The sequence below is a fragment of the Pseudomonas sp. AU12215 genome (genome assembly GCF_001675465.2).
Lineage (GTDB): Bacteria > Pseudomonadota > Gammaproteobacteria > Pseudomonadales > Pseudomonadaceae > Pseudomonas > Pseudomonas nitroreducens.
This window is the reverse complement of the sequence record NZ_MACM02000137.1, coordinates 199580-220166: the sequence shown is the minus strand read 5'-3', so window position 1 is coordinate 220166 and position 20587 is coordinate 199580. Positions and strand designations below refer to the sequence as shown.

General features: G+C 63.3%; 21 protein-coding genes. 13 read left to right on the top strand and 8 right to left on the bottom strand.

Annotated elements, in window-relative coordinates; translation table 11 throughout:
* Positions 1-108 precede the first annotated feature (108 nt).
* The gene (locus tag A9513_RS18800) at positions 109-993 is read right to left on the bottom strand and encodes a DMT family transporter (RefSeq protein WP_024767266.1); all 885 of its coding nucleotides are present in this window, start codon (positions 991-993) and stop codon (positions 109-111) included.
* 520 nt (positions 994-1513) lie between these two features.
* Between A9513_RS18800 and A9513_RS18795 the strand changes: the two genes are divergently transcribed.
* Entirely contained in the window at positions 1514-2764 is a 1251-nt protein-coding gene (locus A9513_RS18795) for an OprD family porin (protein ID WP_065085250.1), read from the top strand.
* Positions 2765-2869: 105 nt separating this feature from the next.
* On the opposite strand, the gene A9513_RS18790 is transcribed toward A9513_RS18795, so the two are convergent.
* The gene (locus tag A9513_RS18790; protein WP_024767267.1) at positions 2870-4099 is read right to left on the bottom strand and encodes a PilT/PilU family type 4a pilus ATPase; all 1230 of its coding nucleotides are present in this window, start codon (positions 4097-4099) and stop codon (positions 2870-2872) included.
* Positions 4100-4285: 186 nt separating this feature from the next.
* Here A9513_RS18790 and A9513_RS18785 point away from each other — a divergent pair, with 186 nt between their 5' ends.
* The 5 genes from A9513_RS18785 (at position 4286) to A9513_RS18765 (ending at position 8372) form a co-directional block, all read left to right on the top strand.
* Positions 4286-4564 carry a peptidylprolyl isomerase gene (locus A9513_RS18785; protein WP_024767268.1) on the top strand — a complete coding sequence of 93 codons (279 nt, stop codon included), beginning with the start codon at positions 4286-4288 and terminating at the stop codon, positions 4562-4564.
* Positions 4565-4576: 12 nt separating this feature from the next.
* Entirely contained in the window at positions 4577-4939 is a 363-nt protein-coding gene (locus A9513_RS18780) for an MmcQ/YjbR family DNA-binding protein (RefSeq protein ID WP_065085249.1), read from the top strand.
* Entirely contained in the window at positions 4939-5493 is a 555-nt protein-coding gene (locus tag A9513_RS18775; RefSeq protein WP_065085248.1) for a putative glycolipid-binding domain-containing protein, read from the top strand. Before A9513_RS18780 ends, A9513_RS18775 begins: the two co-directional genes overlap by 1 nt.
* 136 nt (positions 5494-5629) lie before the next feature.
* On the top strand, positions 5630-6811 hold the full coding sequence (locus A9513_RS18770) for an MFS transporter (RefSeq protein WP_065085309.1): 1182 nt from the start codon (positions 5630-5632) through the stop codon (positions 6809-6811).
* Between the two features lie 283 nt (positions 6812-7094).
* Positions 7095-8372, top strand: coding sequence for an OprD family porin (locus tag A9513_RS18765; protein ID WP_065085247.1), 1278 nt, complete (start codon positions 7095-7097; stop codon positions 8370-8372).
* Between the two features lie 72 nt (positions 8373-8444).
* On the opposite strand, the gene A9513_RS18760 is transcribed toward A9513_RS18765, so the two are convergent.
* Complete coding sequence (locus tag A9513_RS18760) at positions 8445-8726, bottom strand: hypothetical protein (RefSeq protein WP_065085246.1); 282 nt, start codon at positions 8724-8726, stop codon at positions 8445-8447.
* 158 nt (positions 8727-8884) lie between these two features.
* Positions 8885-9835 (bottom strand): phospholipase D family protein, encoded by a 951-nt coding sequence (locus A9513_RS18755; protein WP_024764474.1) that lies wholly within the window; start codon positions 9833-9835, stop codon positions 8885-8887.
* A 246-nt stretch (positions 9836-10081) separates the two neighbouring features.
* Here A9513_RS18755 and A9513_RS18750 point away from each other — a divergent pair, with 246 nt between their 5' ends.
* On the top strand, positions 10082-11671 hold the full coding sequence (locus tag A9513_RS18750) for an ABC-F family ATPase (RefSeq protein WP_038803663.1): 1590 nt from the start codon (positions 10082-10084) through the stop codon (positions 11669-11671).
* Positions 11672-11750: 79 nt separating this feature from the next.
* Here the strand turns inward: A9513_RS18750 and A9513_RS18745 are convergent, their stop codons facing one another.
* Entirely contained in the window at positions 11751-12776 is a 1026-nt protein-coding gene (locus A9513_RS18745) for an alpha/beta fold hydrolase (RefSeq protein WP_065085245.1), read from the bottom strand.
* Positions 12777-12961: 185 nt separating this feature from the next.
* On the bottom strand, positions 12962-13570 hold the full coding sequence (locus A9513_RS18740; RefSeq protein ID WP_038803664.1) for an FMN-dependent NADH-azoreductase: 609 nt from the start codon (positions 13568-13570) through the stop codon (positions 12962-12964).
* 131 nt (positions 13571-13701) lie between these two features.
* On the opposite strand from A9513_RS18740, the gene A9513_RS18735 reads away from it, so the two are divergent.
* On the top strand, positions 13702-14607 hold the full coding sequence (locus A9513_RS18735) for a LysR substrate-binding domain-containing protein (protein WP_024764472.1): 906 nt from the start codon (positions 13702-13704) through the stop codon (positions 14605-14607).
* 9 nt (positions 14608-14616) lie between these two features.
* On the opposite strand, the gene A9513_RS18730 is transcribed toward A9513_RS18735, so the two are convergent.
* On the bottom strand, positions 14617-15333 hold the full coding sequence (locus tag A9513_RS18730; protein WP_083196167.1) for a DUF1294 domain-containing protein: 717 nt from the start codon (positions 15331-15333) through the stop codon (positions 14617-14619).
* 11 nt (positions 15334-15344) lie between these two features.
* Positions 15345-16175 carry an undecaprenyl-diphosphate phosphatase gene (locus A9513_RS18725; RefSeq protein ID WP_024764470.1) on the bottom strand — a complete coding sequence of 277 codons (831 nt, stop codon included), beginning with the start codon at positions 16173-16175 and terminating at the stop codon, positions 15345-15347.
* Between the two features lie 625 nt (positions 16176-16800).
* Between A9513_RS18725 and A9513_RS18720 the strand changes: the two genes are divergently transcribed.
* Genes A9513_RS18720 through A9513_RS18700 form a run of 5 tightly spaced genes read left to right on the top strand, consistent with a single transcriptional unit; the run spans position 16801 to position 20506 of the window.
* Positions 16801-17289 carry a hypothetical protein gene (locus A9513_RS18720; protein WP_024764469.1) on the top strand — a complete coding sequence of 163 codons (489 nt, stop codon included), beginning with the start codon at positions 16801-16803 and terminating at the stop codon, positions 17287-17289.
* A 1-nt stretch (position 17290) separates the two neighbouring features.
* Positions 17291-17878: a hypothetical protein gene (locus A9513_RS18715; protein ID WP_037007072.1), complete on the top strand. Its 588-nt coding sequence runs from the start codon at positions 17291-17293 to the stop codon at positions 17876-17878.
* A 50-nt stretch (positions 17879-17928) separates the two neighbouring features.
* Entirely contained in the window at positions 17929-18972 is a 1044-nt protein-coding gene (locus tag A9513_RS18710; RefSeq protein WP_024764467.1) for a hypothetical protein, read from the top strand.
* A 59-nt stretch (positions 18973-19031) separates the two neighbouring features.
* The gene (locus A9513_RS18705; protein WP_065085244.1) at positions 19032-19712 is read left to right on the top strand and encodes a C39 family peptidase; all 681 of its coding nucleotides are present in this window, start codon (positions 19032-19034) and stop codon (positions 19710-19712) included.
* Positions 19713-19747: 35 nt separating this feature from the next.
* Entirely contained in the window at positions 19748-20506 is a 759-nt protein-coding gene (locus A9513_RS18700; protein ID WP_065085243.1) for a hypothetical protein, read from the top strand.
* The last annotated feature ends 81 nt before the right edge of the window (positions 20507-20587 follow it).

Below are 20587 nucleotides of genomic sequence, written 5' to 3'. Positions count from 1 at the left end.
GGCGCTATTGCTTTCTGTAGGAGCGAGCTTGCTCGCGAACGGATTCACCGGTTGCTCCGACGCTGGGCTGTTCGCGAGCAAGCTCGCTCCAACAGCAACGGTGTCGCCCTACCCCTTGCGACTCTGCAGCCAGGCCGCCGCCAGCCCGCTGCCGCAGATCACCGCGATCCCCAGCAGCGCCGACGGCTCCGGCGTATGGCCGAAGATCACGAACCCCAGCAGCCCGGCGAAGACGATCTGGCAATAGCTGAACGGTGCCAGCAGAGCCGGCGCGGCATGCTTGAAAGCCTGGGTCAGGAACAGGTGCGCGGTCATCCCGCAGGTGCCCAGGGCCAGCATCATCAGCCCATGGACCAGTCCCGGCCATTGCCAGAAGAACGGCACCAGCGCGCTGACGATCAGGGTGTTGCACAACCCGGCGAAGAAATTGCTGGTGGTCGGACTGTCCACCTGGCTGAGCTTGCGAGTCAGCAACTGGTAGAAGCTGAAACACAGCGCCGAACCGAAGGGCAGCAGGACTGCCGGGGTAAACAGGTCACCGCCGGGGTGGACGATGACCAGCACGCCGGCGAATCCCACCAGCACTGCGGCCCACTGGCCGAAACTGACCCGCTCGCCCAGCAGCGGTACCGACAATGCCGTCACCAGCAGCGGCGCGAGGAAGTTCACCGAGGTCGCCTCGGCCAGCGGGATGTACTGCAGCCCCGTGGTGAACAGGAAGCTGGTACCCAGCAGGCACAGCGCCCGTAGCGTCTGCAGGAACGGATGGCGGGTCCGCAGCACTGCGAGGCCGGCGCGCGGCAGGAAGATGCCCGCCATCAGCAGCGTGTGCACCACATAGCGCGCCCACACCACCATGACGATGGGATAGATGCTCGCCAGGTACTTGGACAGCGCGTCGTGGCTGGAGAACAGGAAGGTCGCCAGGACGATGAGCAGGATGCCCTTGAAGGGCTGGTGGACGCCGGACAACGGCGATTGGCTGGTACTCATCGACTCACGGATTCACTAGGCAGATGCGGCCGGCACGGGGGCCAACATGGAGAGCAGGACAGCCTAGCAGGAGGCTCTGCAGAAAGAATCCGCCGCGCCGCTACCCGAGCACCCCGCGGGTCCGCTGAAAGGCCGGGCGATACGAGTCCTGCTCGGCGTTGTGCCAGGCATCCTACGCGCAATGCCGGCGGAAGAATGTTCCATTTGGTTAATTCATGTTCGAACAGCGAACGCTTACGCCTCTGGCGAATTGCGGCCCGCCGGCGCGGAGCACCACTATGGACCCAGCCGCCGCCTCGATGCGGCGCCAACAACTATAAGAAAGGTCCGTTCACATGCTCATGCTCACCCTGGCACGCCTGCGCGCGTGCATCGCTCGTACCGCCCCTCCGCACATTCCTGTCGCGCCTGGCTGATCCGCGTCCTGACCGCCTTAGTCCTCCATCCGCCGCCCTCCGAAAGGGCCGCGCGGAGGTCTCCGCTCGCCTCAACAATGACAAGAATGCCGAGGGAATACCCCATGCTCCGCCACCTGCCGCATCTCACCATCAGCGTCTGCCTGTTACCCACCCTGCCCGTCCTGGCCAGTGCCGACGAAGGCGGCTTTCTCGATGACGCCAAGGCCAGCCTGCTGCTGCGCAACTTCTACATGAACCGCAATTACGTCGGCGAAGCCCGCCAGGACAAGGCGGAGGAATGGACCCAGAGCTTCATCCTCGACGCCCGCTCCGGCTACACCCAGGGCACCGTCGGGCTCGGCCTGGACGTACTCGGGCTGTACAGCCTGAAGCTCGATGGCGGCAAGGGCACGGCCGGCACCCAGTTGCTACCGACCCACGACGACGGTCGCCCAGCCGACGATTTCGGCCGCCTGGCGGTGGCCGGCAAGGCCAAGGTGTCGAACACCGAATTCAAGGCCGGTGAATGGATGGTGGTGTTGCCGATCCTGCGCTCGGACGACGGCCGCTCGCTGCCGCAGACCTTCCAGGGCGCCCAGGTCACCTCGAAGGAAATCGACGGCCTGACGCTCTACGGCGGCCAGCTCCGCCAGAACAGCCCGCGCAACGACGCCAGCATGCAAGACATGTCACTGTTCAACCGCCCCGCCTACACCTCGGACCGCTTCAACTTCGCCGGTGGCGAATACCGCTTCAACGGCGACCGCACGCTGGTCGGCCTGTGGAACGCGCAGCTGAAGGACATCTACCAGCAGCAATACCTGCAGCTGCAGCACAGCCAGCCGCTGGGCAATTGGGTACTCGGTGCGAATATCGGCTACTTCTGGGGCAAGGAGGATGGCAGTGCCAAGGTCGGAGACCTCGACAACCGGACATTTTCAGGGATGTTTTCGGCCAAGTACGGTGCAAGCACCTTCTACCTCGGCCTGCAGAAGGTCATGGGCGATGACGAATGGTTCCGCGTCAATGGCACCAGTGGTGGCACCCTCGCCAACGACAGCTACAACGCCAGCTACGAGAGCGCGAAGGAGCGCTCCTGGCAACTGCGTCATGACTACGACTTCGCCGCCTTCGGCATTCCCGGCCTGACCCTGATGAACCGCTACATCCACGGCGACAACGTGCACAACGCCAGCACCACCGACGGCAGCGAATGGGGCCGCGAGAGTGAACTGGCGTACACAGTGCAGAGCGGCACCTTCAGGACGCTGAACGTGAAGTGGCGCAACTCGACCATGCGCCGCGACTGGGGCAGCACCAACAGCTTCGACGAGAATCGGCTGATCATCAGCTATCCGCTGTCATTACTCTGATGCGCTTTGGGCGCCGAACTCACCGACGCGCGAAGGAACGCGCTGATTCCGCTCCCATGAAAAAGCCCCGGCGTGCCGGGGCTTTTCCTTCGTTCAACTGGCGGTTTACTGTCCGGCCGGCTTCTCGGCGTCTTCCGCCTCGATCTCTTCCAGTGCCAGTTCCAGCCCCCAACTCGAAGCCTCGACAGGCTGGGTGGCCGGCGGCGGTGCAACCGGCGCAGGGGCAGCTGGCTTGGCAGCCGCAGGTGTGGCAGTGCTGCCGACGCTGCCCGGGTTGTCCTTGTACAGCTTGAGCTTCAGCCGCAGGTTGTTCGCCGAGTCGGCGTTCTTCACCGCCTCTTCCTCGGTGATCGCCCCTTCCACCGCCAGGTCGAACAGCGCCTGGTCGAAGGTCTGCATGCCCAGGGCACGGGACTTGTCCATGATCTCCTTGATCGAACTGAAGTCGCCACGCTTGATGATGTCGCTGATGGTCGCCGTGCCCAGCAGCACTTCCACTGCTGCACGGCGCTTGCCGTCCTGGGTGCGTACCAGGCGCTGGGAAACGAAGGCCTTGAGGTTGTTGCCCAGGTCGTTGAGCAGCTGCGGCCGGCGCTCCTCGGGGAAGAAGTTGATGATGCGGTCCAGCGCCTGGTTGGCGTTGTTCGCGTGCAGCGTGGAGATCGCCAGGTGGCCGGTGTCGGCGAAGGCCAGGGCGTGCTCCATGGTCTCGCGGTCACGGATCTCGCCGATCAGGATCACGTCCGGCGCCTGGCGCAGGGTGTTTTTCAGTGCGGCATGGAAGCTGCGGGTGTCCACGCCCACTTCGCGCTGGTTGATGATCGACTTGCGGTGCCGGTGCACGTATTCGATGGGGTCTTCGATGGTGATGATGTGGCCGCCGCTGTTGCGGTTGCGGTGGTCGATCAGCGCCGCCAGGGAAGTGGACTTGCCCGAGCCGGTGCCGCCGACGAAGAGCACCAGGCCGCGCTTCTCCATGACCACCTTGAGCAGCACGTCGGGCAGCTTCAAGTCATCGAACAGCGGAATGTCCAGCTTGATGTTGCGCGCCACGATGGACACTTCATTGCGCTGTTTGAACAGGTTGATCCGGAAACGCCCTACACCGGGAACTGAAATCGCCAGGTTCATCTCCAGCTCGCGGTCGAACTCCGCACGCTGCTCCTCGTCCATCAGCCCATAGCCGATGCGGGCGACATCGCCTGCCTTCATCGGCTCGTTGGACAGGGGTTTGAGCACCCCGTTGAACTTGGCGCAGGGCGGCGCGCCGGTGGAGAGGTAAAGATCCGAACCATCCTGGGTGGCCAGGATCTTGAGCATCGCTTGGATATCCATTGAACTGCATCCGTACGCAAGGTGGCGGCGGACGCCGTCTGTAAGCGGCGCCCCATAAATAAGAATTTGCTTATTGACTCTATGGAGCGCCCCCAGGCCAGACAATGCAACCCATCGCGAAATGCGACCTGCATCACTGCTGCCGTACAATCGCGCCCAGACGCTTTCATCTAAGGACACGAAACAATGCCCGTTGCCATGGCCCGCCACATCCTGGTCAAGACCGCCGCCGAAGCCGAGCAGATCAAGCAGCGCCTGGCCAAGGGCGAGGATTTCGCCGCCCTGGCGCGCAAGCACTCCACCTGCGCTTCCGGCAAGCGCGGCGGTGATCTGGGCGAGGTGCGCCCCGGCCAGATGGTGAAGTCCATCGACCAGGTAATCTTCAAGAAGCCGGTTGGCGTGGTCCACGGCCCGGTGAAAAGCCAGTTCGGCTACCATCTGGTCGAGGTCTATTTCCGGGACTGAGGGAACCGAGTCATGACGCCGCAACAGATCGCCCGCTTCTGCCTGGAACTGCCCGGCGCCCGCGAAGACATCAAGTGGGGCAGCAACCGAGTGTTTTCGGTGGCGGGCAACAAGATGTTCGCCATCCTCGATTTCCTCGACAGCGGCAATGGCGGCCTGGCGTTCAAGGTCGGCCCGGAGCTGTTCCTGGGCTATGTCGACCGCCCCAGCATCCGCCCTGCACCCTACCTGGCGCGGGCCTTCTGGATTTCCATGCAGCGCCCCTACCCCATGGGCGATGCCGAACTGCGCGAAGCCCTGACCCGTTCGCACCAACTGGTGGTCGCCCGCCTGCCCAAGCGGCAGCGCCTGGGCCTCGTGCTGGAGGCGCCCTGATGCGCACGCTGAATTGGGAAGGCCTGTGGCACGCGCCGAGCTCCAGCTGGGAGTCCCTGCAATTGGGCGACGGCCGCGCGGAAAGCCAACTGCGCGCCATCGACGAGGCGGGCGGGCCGCCCTATCAGTTGGAGTATCAACTGGAGTGGGACAGCCAATGGCGCCTGCGCGAGGCGCATTTCTCCGTCGAGAGCGAGCGCGGTGCGCATCAGCTTCACCTGCTGACCGATGGCGAAGGCCATTGGCGAAGCGGCAGCGGCGAGTTGCTGAGCGAGCTGGAAGGATGCCTGGACATCGACCTCTGGCCGTCGCCCTTCACCAACACCTTCCCGATCCGCCGCCTGCAACTGGCCGACGGCGATCGCCGCGAACTGGCAGTGGTGTATCTGGAAGCGCCGAAGCTCACGCCGATGCGGATGCGCCAGGGCTATACACGCATCGACGCCACTCACTACCTGTACGAAAACCTGGAGGGCACGGACTTTCAGGCGTTGCTGTCAGTGGATGCCGAAGGCCTGGTGATCGATTACCCGACACTCTTCCGCCGGGTGTGACAGGCTCGCCCCTGCGGATGACACCCCTGGCTGGCGCCTACGCAAAACCATATCCAGGTAGTTCGTTAGCTAGCTTTCCTACATGGCCACTGCGGTCCATCATGTAGCACCCACCTGCCGTACCGAACTGCTGCACATGCCTGCCCAGAACCGCTCCACCGCGTCCACCCTGCAAGTGGTGTCCGTCGTCCTGTTCACCTTCATCGCCTACCTGACCATCGGTATCCCGCTGGCCGTGCTCCCCGGCTATGTGCACACCGACCTGGGTTTCGGCTCGGTCATGGCGGGCCTGGTCATCAGCATCCAGTACCTGGCCACGCTGCTGACTCGTCCCTACGCCGGCAAGGTCATCGATACTCTCGGCCCCAAGCGCGCCGTGCTCTACGGCATGCTCGGCTGCGCCGGCAGTGGCGTGCTGATGCTCGGTTCCTGGGCGATGCAGGGCCTGCCGTGGCTCAGCCTCGGCCTGCTGATGGCTGCACGCCTGGTACTGGGCACCTCGGAAAGCCTGGTCGGCAGTGCCTCGATCGCCTGGGGCATCGACCGCGTCGGCGCGGCGAACACCGCCAAGGTGATTTCCTGGAATGGCATCGCCAGCTACGGCGCCCTGGCCATTGGCGCGCCGTTGGGTGTGCTGATGGTCGGCCAACTCGGCCTGGCCAGCCTGGGAAGCAGCGTAGTCCTGTTGGCGGCGCTCGGCTTCGCCCTGGCCTGGCCCAAGCGCGCCGCGGCATTGGTGCATGGCGAGCGTATGCCCTTCCACCACGTACTCGGCCGGGTATTCCCCCACGGCATGGGCCTGGCACTGGGCGGTATCGGATTCGGCACCATCGCCACGTTCATCACGCTTTACTACGCCAGCCTCGGCTGGAAAGACGCCGTCTACTGTCTGACCGCTTTCGGTGGCTGCTTCATCGGCGCGCGACTGCTGTTCGCCAACGCCATCAACCGCCACGGCGGTTTCCGCGTAGCCATCGCCTGCCTGTCGGTGGAAAGCCTCGGCCTGCTCCTGCTGTGGAGCGCCCCGACGCCATGGATCGCCCTCGCCGGCGCGGCGCTGACCGGCTTCGGCTTCTCCCTGGTGTTCCCCGCGCTGGGCGTGGAAGCCGTCGGCCTGGTGCCTGCCTCCAATCGCGGCGCCGCGCTGGGCGCCTATTCGCTGTTCATCGACGTGTCGCTGGGGGTTACGGGGCCGCTGATGGGCGCCGTCGCCAACGGCTTCGGCTTTGGTTCGATCTTCCTCTGCGCCGCGCTCGCAGCATTCAGCGGGCTGATGCTCAGTTTGTGGCTCTATCAACATTCCTATCAGCAGCCCTGATTGACACGGCGCAGCTTTAGAACCGCAACAGCGCTGATTGCCTTCGAGCGCCCCTGATCCGGGAGCCATCGCCGTTGATCAGGTCATCATGACATCCGCATGACAGAGGCTGGACGAAAAAGTTCGATCCTCTGCTATTATCCGGCGGCGCCGGGGCGACCACGCCCCGAATACAACCAAAAGAACATGCCAGCACAGAACTCCACCTACCCCGTTCACGCACTTCGGGGCGGAGAGCTTTTTTCTTTCTGTTCGCTGGCGCTGCACCATTAAGGAAATCAAGATGCTGAACCACCGGATCAGTCTGCTCGCACTGGGGATCCTCGCGTCGACCGCCGCGATGGCCGAAGACCAGTCCACTGCCAAGGGCTTCGTCGAAGACAGCCACCTGGACCTGTTCTTCCGCAATGCCTACATGAATCGTGACTACAAGCACGGTCGCGACGACAAGGCCGAGTGGGGCCAGGCCGCTACCGCGACCTTCACCTCCGGCTTCACCCAGGGCACCGTGGGCTTCGGCGTTGACGCCTTCGGCATGTACGCCCTGCGTCTGGATGGCGGCCAAGGTAAGAGCGGCGCTGCCGGCATCGACTTCTTCAAGCAGGGCGACAGCGGCGAAGCCGCCAACGACCTGGCCCGCGCCGGCGGTGCAGTAAAAGCCCGCTTCTCCAACACCGTGATCAAGTACGGCGACCAGATGCCGGCCCTGCCGGTGCTGAGCTACGACAACTCCCGCCTGCTGCCGGAAAGCTTCACCGGCACCCTGATCACCTCCAAGGAGATCGAAGGCCTGGAGCTGAACGTCGGCCGCTTCACCTCGGAAACCCGCAAGAGCGCCGAAGGGCGTGACAGCGGCGGCCTGAAGCGCATCGACGTGTTCGGCGGCAGCTACAAGTTCACCGACAACTTCAGCGGCTCGCTGTACGGCTACGAGAGCGAAGACGTCGCTCGCAAGCAGTACATGAACCTGAACTACGTCATCCCGGTGGCCGACAAGCAGTCCCTGACCCTGGACTTCAACGGCTACCGTACCCGCCTGAACAAGGACTTCGCCGAAGAATTCAACTACGACGGCACCGACAACACCATCTGGAGCCTGTCGGCCGCCTACAACATCGGCGCCCACACCTTCATGGTCGCGCACCAGCGCAACAACGGCGACTCCGGCTACCAGTACGGCTGGTACCAGAACGAAGGTGGCCTGGGTGATGGCGGCACCACCATCTGGCTGGCCAACTCCTACTGGTCGGACTTCAACGGCGAGGACGAGCGTTCCTGGCAGGGCAGCTACAGCCTGGACTTCGCCGAGTACGGCGTTCCCGGCCTGAGCTACACCGTGGCCTACGTCTACGGCGACAACATCAAGACCGCCGAGACCAGCAACGGCAAAGAGCGTGAAATCTTCAACCAGTTGAAGTACGTCGTACCGAGCGGCCCGGCCAAGGACCTGTCGGTCAAGCTGCGCGGTTCCTGGCTGCGCGTGTCCAACGACGCCCGCTCCTACAACGACGACGGCAACGAAGTGCGCGTCTTCGTCGAGTACCCGGTCAACATCTTCTGATGATCTGATCAGGCTCCAAGGAAAACGCCCCGTGGCAGCGATGCCACGGGGCGTTTTTCATTCCGGCCTCTTCTACTCCAGAGTGCGCCGCCTGGGTAGCCACGGCATCGGCGGCAGCGCCATGCGCAGGATGTGGAGGCACAGCAAGAGGATCAACCCACCGGCCACGAAGGAGCCCAGGCGCTGCGCCGGTTCGAGCGTGTCGTTGAGCACATTGAGCAGCAGCATCGCACTGCCCCCCAGCATGCAGGCGAGCAGGAATACCGCAAGGATGTAGATCTTCAGCGTCAACAGCCGCCAGTGCCAGCGCATGCGGCGGCGAACGGGGACTTCATCGGGGGGAAGTTGCGGCACGATCCTTTGCCTCCTGACAGGTTTCTGACGGGCTCACGCAACAGCAGCATGCGACGTCGAGATACTGGCAGGATGCTAGTCCGCACGGCGGGAAATGCCAAGGCGCGCAGGGTGCGACCCATCGACAGGCCGGCTGCGCGCCGATGAATGGCCGGGCGTCAGCGCACCACGCTGTTGATGTCGTGGCGATTGAGGGAGGTGCGCATTTCCTCGTACCACTCCGGAATCACGTCCTTCAGGCGCTCCTTGGCGTCCTCCAGCTTGAACGGCTGGGTATAGCGCTTCTTGCGATAGGAATAGATGAAGTAGGTGCCGTTGCGGTAAAGGATGCGGTCGAAGGTGTAGAAACCGATATGCGTGCCATTGCAGCGCGCAGTCAACACCATGTCGCCCTCTTCGTACGGCAGCACACCCTCGGCACATTCGTAGGTGAAGAACTCGCGCACGTCGTCCCAGTCCACACCATCGCTGCTGGCGTGCAGGAAGGCTTCGGCCTGCTCCTCGGATTCGTCGGAGTGGTCGCTGTACCAGATGAACAGCGGGATACTCTGGTTGGTCTCGTCACCCAGCCAGCTCTCGCCGTCCAGGTACTGCGCGCTGCGTGCGAGGCTCGCCTGCACGCGGCGGTGGCTCTGGCGGTACTCTTCCAGTTGCTCGTCGAACGCAGGAATGTCCTCGCCCAGCACCACGCCGTCCATGCCCTTGATCTCGGCCACGCGCGCCAGGTAATCGGCATACAGCGCCGCATCCTGGATCACGGTGCAGGTATCGCGGGTCAGGCTCAGGCCGATCTCGGTGAAGTTGGCACTGCCGAGGATCACCACGTCCGGCTCGATGAGCACCAGCTTCCAGTGCACGCTGTTCTGTGCACGAAAATCCACGTGCAGGGTCACGCTCTTGCCGGCGTCGCGGACGCAGAAGTCGATGAAGTCCGGCGAGGTGAAGGAATTGATGGTGCCCACCAGCAGGTCCAGGCGATTGCCCTTCTCCACCAGGGTTTCGATCAGTGCCTCGGTTTCACTGGCGGAGGCCGAGACGACCGTGATCAGCTTGCCGCTGACCTGCTCCAGGTACTGCTTGAGCGAATGTTGAGCGTTTAGGATTTTCATACAGCCCCCACCAGAATTCTGAACACCGAATTCTGATGCAGGACAATGGGGGGTTTCAACTGTCGGATGCCGACCTATGCCCGCAAATCGGGCGCTGCAGCGGCAAAGCATGCAGCCCGTGCCTGGTCATGGCATAATGAGCGGCTTTGCCAGGCGCCTGTCGGTCTCGTTCGACGACCGCGCCTTCCCTGCCCGCCCGCGCCGTCAGCGCCCGGCGCGCACCATGTCCAGCCAAGGGTCAGTCAGTTGATTTCCACCGCCAATATCACCATGCAGTTTGGCGCCAAGCCGCTGTTCGAAAACGTTTCCGTCAAGTTCGGCAACGGCAACCGCTACGGCCTGATCGGCGCCAACGGTTGCGGCAAGTCCACCTTCATGAAGATCCTTGGCGGCGAACTGGAGCCCTCGAGTGGCCAGGTCATGCTGGAAAACGGCGTGCGCCTGGGCAAACTGCGCCAGGACCAGTTCGCCTATGAAGACTTCAGCGTGATCGACACCGTGATCATGGGCCACGAGGAACTGTGGAAGGTCAAGGCCGAGCGTGATCGCATCTACTCCCTGCCGGAGATGAGCGAGGAAGACGGCATGGCCGTGGCCGAGCTGGAAGTCCAGTTCGCCGAGTTCGACGGCTACACCGCCGAATCCCGCGCCGGCGAGCTGCTGCTGGGCCTGGGCATTCCGCTGGACCAGCACTTCGGCCCGATGAGCGCCGTCGCTCCGGGCTGGAAGCTGCGCGTGCTGCTGGCCCAGGCGCTGTTCTCCGATCCGGACCTGCTGCTGCTCGACGAGCCGACCAACCACCTGGACATCAACACCATCCGCTGGCTGGAAAACATCATCACGGCGCGTAACAGCACCATGATCATCATTTCCCACGACCGTCACTTCCTCAACAGCGTCTGCACCCACATGGCGGACCTGGACTACGGCGAGCTGCGCCTGTTCCCGGGCAACTACGACGAGTACATGACCGCGGCCGAACAGGCCCGCGAGCGCCTCCTGTCGGACAACGCCAAGAAGAAAGCGCAGATCGCCGAGCTGCAGACCTTCGTCAGCCGCTTCTCGGCCAACGCCTCCAAGGCCAAGCAGGCCACCAGCCGTGCGCGCCAGATCGACAAGATCCAGCTGGAAGAGGTCAAGCCCTCCAGCCGCGTCAGCCCGTTCATCCGCTTCGAGCAGCACAAAAAGCTGCACCGCCAGGCGGTCACGCTGGAAAAGGTCAGCCAGGGCTTCGACGGCACCGCGCTGTTCAAGAACCTGAGCATGCAGGTGGAAGCCGGCGAGCGCATCGCCATCATCGGCCCCAACGGTATCGGCAAGACCACCCTGCTGCGCACCCTGGTCGGCGAAATGGCGCCGACTGCCGGCGAAGTGAAGTGGACCGACAGCGCGGACGTGGGCTACTTCGCCCAGGACCACGCCGAGGACTTCGAGGACGATTACAACCTGTTCGACTGGATGGCCCAGTGGACCCAGGGCGGCGAGCAACTGGTGCGCGGCACCCTCGGCCGCATGCTGTTCTCCAACGACGACATCAAGAAGTCGGTGAAGGTCATCTCCGGTGGCGAACAGGGCCGCATGCTGTTCGGCAAGCTGATCCTCAAGCGCCCCAACGTGCTGGTGATGGACGAACCGACCAACCACCTGGACATGGAGTCGATCGAGTCGCTCAACCTGGCGCTGGAAAACTATCCGGGCACCCTGATCTTCGTCAGCCATGACCGTGAGTTCGTCTCCTCTCTGGCGACCCGCATCATCGAACTGTCGGAAAATGGCGTGACCGACTTCAGCGGTACCTACGACGACTACCTGCGCAGCCAGGGCGTGATCGTCTGATCACTCCCCTGCCCGGATGAAAAAGCCCCGCTCTGTGCGGGGCTTTTTCTTGGGCGCATTCTGGTCGGGATTCCTTGCATCAGCGTCCCGACGTCTGCATCGTTGCGCTACCCAGGCTGACGTCGAAGAACTCCGCCGCCGAAGCGGCCAGGTCACGGTGGATGGCCTCGCGATCGAGTCCCTGGGTGTCAGTGCACAGGTCCGGCGTGGCTTCTTTTTCTTCTTCCGAACAGGGCGACATGAACACGAAGTGCCCTGCCCCATCCAGCACCCGCAGGTCCGCCTGCTGTGGCAGCTTGCGAGCCAGTGCGGCGGCATTCTTCTTCCAGTCGAGGATATGGTCGTCATTGCCGGTGTAGAGCAGTACCGGCACCTGCACGTCTTCCAGCTCATGGGCGCCATACATCAGGCTCAGCGGCGCGAGCAGGAGCAAGGCGCCAACGCGCGGGTCGGCCATGGGCACCAGGTCGCTGCGGTCGGCGCGCACTTCCCCCTTCTCGCTGCAGGCATCACGGTCGTCCGGGCGCTGTTGGCAGTACTTGATCAGCCGCTCCAGGCGCGGCTGAGCGCCGGCCAGGATCAGGGCGGTCTCACCGCCGGCGGAGTAGCCGATCACACCGACCTTGCGCGGGTCGACAATGGCCGCGATCTGCGGATCGAGCAGCGCGGCGCTGATGGTTTCGGAAACCTGCAGCGGCCGCCCGTAGAGATTGCTCAGCGCGCCCAGGCGGCTGTGGTCATGCAGGTTGTCGCCGGGATGCAGCAGCGTCACCACCACGAAGCCCTTGCGCACCAGCGCCTCGATCAGGTCGCGATGGGCCAGCGGCGTGCCGTAGTTGCCGTGGGACATCACCAGCAGCGGAAAGCGCCCGTTGGCGGTCTTGCCTTCATAGGCGACGTCGAGGATGAAATTGCCCAGGTGCAGGGGCTGCTCGGCGGCTCGCGTCGGGTAGAAGGCGATGGCCTTCATCGGCTGCTGATCCAGCGGGTCGCTCACCTGAAGGCGATGGAATCCGACGCCCCAACCGGAAGAGGCCCAGCTGGAGGTACTGACCGCGGTACCGAAAGTAACGAGCAGAAGAACCCAGAGCAGGCGCCTCGCCATGGTGCACACCGTCCCGTAACGACTCCAGATCAGGCGCCACGGGGCATGTCGTAGGAAAAAAAGCCGCCGGGCACCGCCAAACGGAAATATCTGCATAGTACGCGCCAGTTTTCAGCGCCCTGAAACGGCAGACGGACGGCAAAAGAAAAAGCCCCGCAATGCGGGGCTTTTTTCAGCGGCGTTACTCAGGCAGCGGCGAACTGGCTGGCAATGCTCGCCTGGGCGCCGGCAATGGCGTTGCGGCGCGGCTCGTCACCGTAGGCCAGACCTTCGGCACGCACGACCTCGATGTCAGTGATACCGAGGAAGTTCAGCACCAGCTCGAGGTAGTTCTCGTGGGCGACACCGCTGGGTTGGCCGGCATGGATGCCGCCGGCGGTGGAGACGATGATGACTTTCTTGCCGCCAGCCAGGCCTTCCGGGCCGCTCTCGGTGTAGCGGAAGGTCTTGCCGGCAACGGCGATGCGATCGATCCAGGCCTTCAGCTGGCTGGGGATCGAGAAGTTGTACATCGGCGCGCCAATGACGATGGCGTCGGCAGCCAGGAATTCTTCGATGCTTTGCTCGCCCAGGGCGGCTTCGTGCTTCTGCGCGGCGTCGCGCAGTTCTGCCGGAGTGCCGGCGGCAACCAGGCTGGCGGCGGACAGGTGGCTGATGGCGTCAGCAGCGAGATCGCGATAGGTGACGTCGACGCCCTGCTCGGCGGCGGCCCAGGCAGCGACCAGTTCGGCGCTCAGTTGGCGGGAAGCGGAGTTGTCGCCGAGGATGCTCGAATCGATGTGCAGCAGTTTCATGTGTGTTCTCCAGAGAAGGTGCCAGGGGAATTGGCGGAGGAATTCGTCGTTGAAGGCAAGACTACGCATGTAGCCAATCTTCGATAAGTCGGCAAAAATGCAATGATTCGTCTCACCAGCAGGACACTCCCATGCAGGACCTCAATGACCTTTTCTATTTCGCCAAGGTGGTGGAGGCTGGTGGATTCGCCGCCGCCGGACGCCTGTTGGGCTTGCCGAAGTCGCGCCTGTCGCGGCGAGTAGCAGAGCTGGAAGCGCGCTTGAATGTGCGCCTGCTGCAACGCACTACCCGCAAACTGGCACTCACCGACCTGGGCGAGCGCTATTACCGGCACTGCCAGGCGATGCTGGTGGAAGCCGAGATGGCGGACGAGGTGGCCGCACAACTCAGTGCGGAACCACGCGGACGGGTGAGGCTGTCGTGCCCAGTGGCGCTGGCGGAAACCTCGCTGAACGAGATGCTGCCGGGCTTTCTCGCCGCCTATCCGCAGGTGAACCTGGAGCTGATGCTGACCAACCGCCGCGTCGACCTGCTCAACGAAAGCATCGATGTCGCCCTGCGGGTGCGGGCGCCGGGAGACGAGGACCTGTCGCTGATCTCGCGGCGCCTGCGCCTGGCGAAGACCGCGCTGGTGGCGGCGCCGTCACTGCTCAAGGGCGTCAAGTTGCGCACGCCGGAAGACCTGGCCACCCTGCCCGTCCTTGGCGCCATCGACAATGACCGCCGCGTGCACATGAAACTGACCGGCCCCGAGGGAGAAGTGAAGGAAGTGGCGCTGGAAGCGCGTCTGGCGGTGGAGGACTTCAACCTGCGCAAGAACGTCGCGCTGGCGGGGCTGGGGGTGACCCTGCTGCCATTGCACTACTGCACCGAGGAACTGGAGGACGGTCGCCTGGTGCGCGTGCTGCCCGCCTGGAGCGAGCCGGAGGCCTACCTGCAGGCGGTTTATCCGCACCGGCGCGGCATTCTCCCGGCGGTTCGGGCGCTGCTCGATTACCTGGAAGAAGGCTTCTCCAAGGACGATTGGCCGGTCTGACGACTGCGCTTAGGCGGGATTCGCACCCAGCCCCATCAATGCGCCGACCCAACCCAGCAGACGGCCGCCGCTGAGCCAGTCAATCCAGAACAACTGGTGCAGCAGCACGATGGCCCAGAACACCAGCTGGAACGACAGCTTACGGGTCTTGTGACGGAATACCTGCTGGGCGAGGAAGGCGCCGGGCCAGCCGCCGAGCAGCTCCAGCAGGTGCAGGCTCTGTTCGGGGGTGCGCCAGCCGTTGCGTTCGGCGCTGCGTTTGTCGCGCCAGTAGGCAAGGAAAGCCAGCGCGCTGAAGGCGGGATAGAGCAGCAGGAACCAGATGAAGTAGCCGTCCTTCAGCCAGAGCAGCGAGCCGATGACGGGTAGCGCCAGCAGCACCGCGAGAACCGCCAGCGACCGCCCCAGCGAGCGCTTCGGCACACTCGGGAAAGCCACTTCGCGACCGCTGCGGACGCGCTCGCGGGTGGCGGCGGGAGCAGGATTGCGGCGTATGGCCGGGGTATCGATGGCCAACCCGGCCAGCCTGGCGTGATCGGCGCGGGGGCGGCCGTCCTTGCCTGCGCCTTCGATGTAACACACCTGGTCGCCCGCTTCCGGACGGCGGTCGCCGCGGAAGTCGGAAATGTGCAGGAAGACTTCCCTGCCGCCGGCCTGGGGACGGATGAAGCCGAAGCCCTTGTCATCGTCCCAGCGGCTGATGATGCCGTTCTTTTCCACGTTCACTCGCTATCGGATCAGGGTTTGACGCTGCTCCAGTCGATCAGGGCGAACTGCCAGGTTGCCAGGATCAGCAGGCCGAACACGATACGGTACCAGGCGAAAGCCGCATAGCTGTGGTTGGCGATGAACTTGAGCAGGCCGCGCACGGCGATCATCGCGAAGATGAACGAGGTGACGAAGCCCACCGCGAACACCGGTAGATCCGCCGGCTGGAAGACATCGCGGTACTTGTAGCCGGAATAGACCGCGGCGCCGACCATGGTGGGCATGGCGAGGAAGAAGGAGAACTCGGTGGCGGCCTTGCGCGACAGGCCGAACAGCAGGCCGCCGATGATGGTGGCGCCGGAGCGCGAGGTGCCAGGGATCAGCGCCAGGCACTGGCAGAAACCGACCTTCAGGGCTTCCTTCCAGGTCATGTCGTCGACGGTTTCGGCGTGGATCACGTGCTGGCGCTTCTCCGCCCAGAGCATGATCACGCCGCCCACTACCAGGGCCACGGCCACGGTGATCGGGTTGAACAGGTAATGGTGGATGTAGTCGGCGAAAGCCATACCCAGCACTACGGCGGGGAAGAAGGCGATCAGCAGGTTGAGGGTGAAGCGTTGCGCCCTGGGCTGGCTGGGCAGGCCAAAGATGATGTCGAGGATCTTGCGGCGGAACTCCCAGACCACCGCAAGGATGGCGGCGAGCTGGATGATGATGTTGAAGGCGTCGGCACGTTCGCCGCCAAAGCCGATGAGATCCGCCACGATGATCTGGTGGCCGGTGCTGGAGATCGGCAGGAACTCGGTAAGCCCCTCGACCACGCCAAGAATGAAGGCCTGAAAGGCGCTCCACAGATCCATACTACTTCCCCCGCGAGGCACGCTGGCTCGCACGTTTCTAATGGTTTTGTTCCGCTGCCTGCTCCAGGCGCGCAAGCGCCGCAACGGCGTCGCATGCTAATGCATTGGCCGTCTGGCGCTATGAAATTCACAAAAATTTCTCTTGCACAGCTCCGGCAGAGGAAGCGTTGGCAATTTCGCAAGGAATCTCTTCCCACCGTCGCCAGGAAGATGCAGACAACCACGATCCGGGCCGGTTCGCGCCATCATGCAAAATGCCTAATTCGTTGAAAATTCTCAGTACATTCGTACCAGAAAGCCTAGGAAATACCCTGATGTGTTAGTCCGACGAAACACTCGGCGCGCCGCAAACGCAGGCCCGCTGCAGCTTGACCCTCCCCGCCCAAAGTTGTGTATCAGGGATGCAACAGAATCCGCTTCATTGGTGATCCGCGCCCCGTGCTAGGGCCCGCGCAGGAGTTTCGTACGGCCGTTCTGTATCACCCGCGTGACACGTGCATCTCGATGGCTCGCAGGGGTGAACGCTATCTCATTGATTAGCAATGGGTGTTCAAAAGCGGCACGCCCCCTGCTCCACCTTGGTACCGCTGGTTAGGGCTCAGCGCACCAAGAAGGAACCGCCATCATGTTGGGGAGCATCGCAAGGAGAGTCGCATCCTGCTCGCTGCTGGCCGCAGGTTTCGTCGCCTCAATCGCCATGCAGCCATTCGATCAGGCGCAGGCAGACAACGGCGTCATCGTGCTGCAACGCACGGTACAACCCAGGGTCGCCACGCGGCCGACCATGACGCCCGATCCGAATCCGATCACCGTCAACACCAACATCTCTTCCCAGGTCAACGCCACCGTTGGCGGCACGCTCGGCTCGAGTGAAGTGGGCGACGCGGAATTCGCCTCGGTCACCAGCGGCTCGGGTATCAACGCGATGATCCTGCCGGGCGGCAACCTGCCTGCCATGACGACCACCCAGGCCAACATCAGCAACACCGTCGGCAATGTCAACGCCGGCCACTCTTCGGGCGGCGGTGGTGCGGGTGCCGGATTGTCCAACCAGATCAATGGCGCCATCGGTCGTGGCCTGGCTCCGTTGCAGATGCTCGGTGGAGGACGCTGACATGCGCACCATCGTGTTCTGCGCCAGTGTCCTGCTGCCGCTGCTGGCCCATGCCGCCAGCCAGACCGAGCAGGACAATGCGGTAATCGACGGCAGCGGCCGCGACTTCGTGGGCAACCTCTCGATCAACCAGGCTGCGGGCAACCAGCAACAGCAGAGCAACGCTCGCGCACTCGCCAACGGCACCAACGCCCACGCCTCAACCCATCAGAACCAACAGCTGCAACTGATCGACCCCGATGCCTCGTTGGATGCCAGCGCCAGCATCAGGGGCAACTCGTTCCAGGGCAGCGGTGTCGTCGGCGTCAACCAGGGCGCAGGCCTTGGCAACCAACAGATAAACGCCTTGCGGATCAGCGCGGCAAACACCGCGAACCATCCGGAAAGCCTCGATGACAGCACCCTCGCGCAAAGCGTAGCGGTGACCAGAAACTCGGGTTCCCCCGTAGCCATGCCCGGCCAGCGGATCGTCAATACCGACGATCAGGCATTCGCCGGCAGCGTGGGTGTGGTGCAGGTGAACCAGAGCGCTGGGGTTGGAAACCAGTCGTACAACAACCTCAGCATCAGAGTCGCGGGAGGACTCTGAACAACCAACCTAGCCCAACACTAGATGCACAATAAGCAAGGAGTAAGGCCATGAAAGCAAAACTGGTACTGACCCCGTTAGCAATGGCAATGGCAGCAGTGCTCTCCGTCGCGGCTTACGCCGACCAGGGCGGAGAAGGCAAAGGCAAGGACGATCACCACCATCAACAGCACCACCAGCAGCCCAGCATTCCTGACTGGCTCAAAGGTGGCGCAACTGCCACCGTGACCGATGCCCAGTACAACCACGGCAACCAGGTCACCAACAAAGGTACCCAGAACAATGCCAGCGCCAACGGCTCCATCGGCGGCGTATCGGGCAACGTAGGGGCCAACGTGGCGGCGGGCGACAACAACCAGCAGGCCAACGCCGTGGCACTGGCAACCGCCGACGAGAGCTTCGTCTTCGGCTATGCCAACGCTTCGACGTCTGTAACCCAACAGGCATACAACAACAAGCTGGACAATTACTCGACCGCCAACAACGCCAGCCTCAACAACTCGTTGCAAGGCATTTCGGGCAACTTCGGCGTCAACGTGGCCGCGGGCAACTATAACCAACAGAAAAACGACATGGCGGCTGCCGTTTCCAACGGCCAGTACACCAGTGCAGCTGGCAGCGCAACGCAAACCAGCAATGGCAACGTCACCACCAACAACTCCACTGTCAAGACCGAGTACGTACAGGTCGGCATGGGCTTCGTCGCAGGCGGCGGCTACAAGGGGATCTCCGACCAGCACGGCGATACCTACCTGGATACCTGGTCGGGCGAAACCCACCCGGGTGGTTCCAATACGGGCCACATCGACGTGGATAGCCAGGCTCAAGGGGCTTCAGACCGCCTGAACAACGGCGGCGCGCTGTCCTTCGACGAAGTGGGCACCATCGGCCTGGCCGGCTTCGCTACCGGCTACATTCCGGTGGTATCCGGCTTCAACAAGGCCGTCGTGAACAACGCCTCGTTGAACGGCTCGATCATTGGCGTCTCCGGCAACGTCGGCGTCAACGTGGCAGCCGGTGGCGGCAACCAGCAGACCAACTCGCTGTCCATCGGCGCCGGTTGCTCTGCCTGTGCCGGCAAGTCGACCTTCTGAGTGGCCGTATCGGGTCCCGGCTTCGGCCGGGGCCCCTTCCAATGACGGGACCTGCCGCCATGCGCTCTCTCTTTGCCCTGACGTTGCTATTGCTGACCGGAATCGCCGACGCGGCGTACCTGCCGTTCGCTGCGTTGCCTGGCGGCAACCTCGCTTATAAGGAGGTCCAGAGCATTCGTGAGCGCCGCTTCGCCGATCTGGTGGAACAGAAAACCGACTTCAGCTGCGGCGCTGCCGCCCTGGCAACCATCCTCGAGAAGGCCTACAACGCCCCGCTGGATGAGCAGACCGTGATCCAGGGCATGCTGACCTATGCCGACGCCGAGCAGGTGCGCAAACAAGGCTTCTCCATGCTGGATATGAAGCGCTACGTCGAGAGCATGGGCATGCGCGCCCGCGGTTATCGCATCCAGGCCGATCAGCTCGAGCAATTGAAGATTCCGGTGATCGTCCTGATGGAAATCCGTGGCTACAAGCACTTCGTGGTGCTGCAGCGGACGCAGGACAACTGGGTCTACGTCGGCGACCCCGCATTGGGCCACAAGAGGTACACCCGCGACGATTTCAACAAAGGCTGGAACGGCATCGTGTTCGCGGTGATCGGTCATGGCTATGACCGAAACAACCCTTTGCTGAGCCCGCCCGAACCCCTGACCGCGAGAGACCGACTGGACCACTTTCGCCCCGTCAGGGATGCCGATCTGATGGACTTTGGCTTCATTCACAGCGACTTCTTCTGAGAATGAGCGGAGCAGGACAGCTCCTGGAGAACGCCATGAAACGACAACTCCTGCTTGCCGCGAGCTGCCTTGCCGCAAGTTTCCAGTTACCGGCGGCCACCCTGTTGCAGCCCGTGGAACTGAGCGATCTCGAACTATCCCAACTGCGCGGCCGGTTTGTCCTTCCGGACCGTATCATCAGCTTCGGGGTGACCATGTCCAGCATCTGGCAGAACGCCAACGGACAGAGCCTGGGAGCCCAGGTCAACATGCAGGTGCAGAACACCATGAACCTGCAGACGAAAATGCCGGTGGCAACTCCCGTCTTCAACGTCACCCTGCTCAACGGCCAGCAGAACAACCAGATCGCCACGCCCCCCGCCGGCACTGGCCAGGTCAATGGCGGCGCCGGCTTGAATCAGGTACAGGGCATTGCCCAAAGCGTACGCACCGCGGGTGACTACAACCAGGCCGGCAACGACATGACCATCGACGTCAAGCAGGCCGACACCGCCGGGCCGCTGCCCAGCGGCACCAGCAACCTGAACCAGAGCGTCACTACCGACGCCGGCACCGTCGCCGTGGCGGCCGCCAACAACGGTCTGCAACTGTCGGTCCAGGCCAACGGACAGGGCACCGCCCTGCAAACCATCGGCGCCAGTGGCGTCGCTCAGGCCATCGCGCTCAGCGGCATCGCCAATCTGGTACAGAACCTGGCCAACTTGAGCGTGGTAATGAAGAACAATCCAACGGCACTGAACAACATCAACTGCGCCCTCGACCAGCTCCGCGCGTTACGTCCCACAGGGTACTAGGACACGTCCTACAGTTTATTGAAAGTTGAACTAGGCTGAGATCACCACGCGTATTTCTCAACCAAACCAATAACGACCAGG